General features: G+C 35.2%; 2 protein-coding genes. Both read right to left on the bottom strand.

Features of this window, described 5'->3' with window-relative positions; all coding sequences use genetic code 11:
- A partial coding sequence (locus tag AC1DND_RS26890; protein WP_477585793.1) for a GumC family protein occupies positions 1-1,548 on the bottom strand: 1,548 nt, incomplete at its 3' end.
- Positions 1,549-1,570: 22 nt separating this feature from the next.
- On the bottom strand, positions 1,571-1,884 hold a 314-nt coding region (locus AC1DND_RS26885), incomplete at its 5' end, for a polysaccharide biosynthesis/export family protein (protein WP_477585791.1).

The following is a 1,884-nucleotide window of genomic DNA, read 5'->3' as shown; positions in this document are numbered from 1 at the left end:
ATCCTGTACCTTATTGTTGAAAAATCCTTTTGCGTAAATTACTCCAGCTGGAACAAAAAAACCAAAAATGAATCCACACAGATATAAAAGTGGTTGTTTAGGGCTATTAGGAATAGTGTTGTAAGCCGGTTTATCTACCACCTGTGAAGTAGGAACGGTTGCAGAAAGCGATAATGCAGTTTCCTCTCTTTTTTGCAGCAAATACTTATATAAACCCGATTTTACACTTTGTTCACGGCTTCTTTCTAATAAGCCACGCTCTATAGTAGGTACAGATTTAATTTTATTATCGAATTGAGAGTAGTTGGCGCTCAGGTTGTTTCTTTCAATAACGAAACCTTGTTTAATACTAGATAAGTTTTCTAAGATATTGGTTTTTAAGGTTGCTATCTGCTCGTTAAGGTTGAGTACCAAAGGATTTTCTGCATTAGCGGTACGTAACATCCTATTTCTTTCCAGTTGAAGATCGTTAAATTTTGAAATCAACGAATTCAAAATCGGGTCTTTTAAGCCCATTGCACTTGGCGCCAGGTTATATTGGCTTTGTTTGCCTCTGAAATAATTTTCGATAGACCGTAATATCCTCAGCTGCACTGATGATGTTTCAAGTAACTGATTATACTCTCCTGAACGTGCAGCATTCATCTGCGCATCCATATTAACATCGGTAACACGATTTTGTTGTTTGTAGTTTTCTACGTCCTCTTCAGTACCTGTAAGATCTGCAACCAGGTATTTTAGGCGGTTATCGATAAATTTAATGGTATTACGGGCAATGGTATTTTTATTATTAACGTTATTGATGTTATAAGTTTCGATCAGATCGTTAAGAATATCAATTCCCCGCTGAGGAACCACATCGTTCAAACTAATGGTAATGGTATTGGCATCTTTAACAACCGGAACTATTTTTAATGAAACCAGGTTATAAGCCTCGGTCATTTTATATAAGTTTTTAAACTGAAGTCTAATTTTACCAAATTCGGTTTTATATGCTGGTCCCTTATCTATTTTAATCGCGTAGTTTTTGGTATTAATGGTATCGCCATACTTTACAATATTTGTTTTTAAGCTATCCTGAATGATGTAAGAGATTTCATCCAGATAAGAAACGTTAATTTTTCTTCCGTAAGCACCATTTTTTAAACTGATAGCAGTAACTACAAGTGGAGACGTTTTTCCGTAAAGCTCTTTTTCTCTAATCCCTTCTTTTTTAAAGTAGGCAGTTTCTAGATTTAGTTTTTTCAATACTTTAAAAATCAGATCTCTCGATCTTAAGATCTCAATTTCATTATCAACCGTTTTAACCGTTTGAAACATATTAAGATCACTAAAAGCGGTACTATTAGACATTGCTGCACCATTTTTATCATCAGAGATTAAAAGTGTGCTGCTCACTTTATATTTTGGTGGGGTAACGTATAGAAAAGCATATACGGCAGCCATAGAAATAATGATACTGATTAAGAAATAGTGCCAGTTTCTGGCAAATCTTGTCATAGTTTCTGCAAAATCTTTTGCGCCACCATTTGTACTTTGTTTAAGCATGATATAATGTTTTAAGAGACGTTTATCGACGAAGAACAGCTGTGATTAATACTGCAACTGCTGATATAGAAGCAATTACCACTGGCATAATGCGTGTATTGGGACTGTATTCAATCGCTTTTGATTTATCAGGCTCTACATATACGACATCGTTTTGTTTCAGATAAAAGAATGGAGAATCCATCACATCCTGATTGTTCAGGTTAAGTCTTTTCATGACCCTTTGACCATCCTGTTGTCTGATCACTAAAATATTTTCCCTTTTGCCATAAACAGTCATATCGCCCGCCATTCCTAATGCTTCTAAGAGGTTAATATTATCTCCCTGTACAGTGA

It is taken from the genome of Pedobacter sp. 01N416, assembly GCF_056399685.1.
Note: the sequence above shows the minus strand (reverse complement) of the source record. Positions and strands in the feature narration are given on the sequence as shown.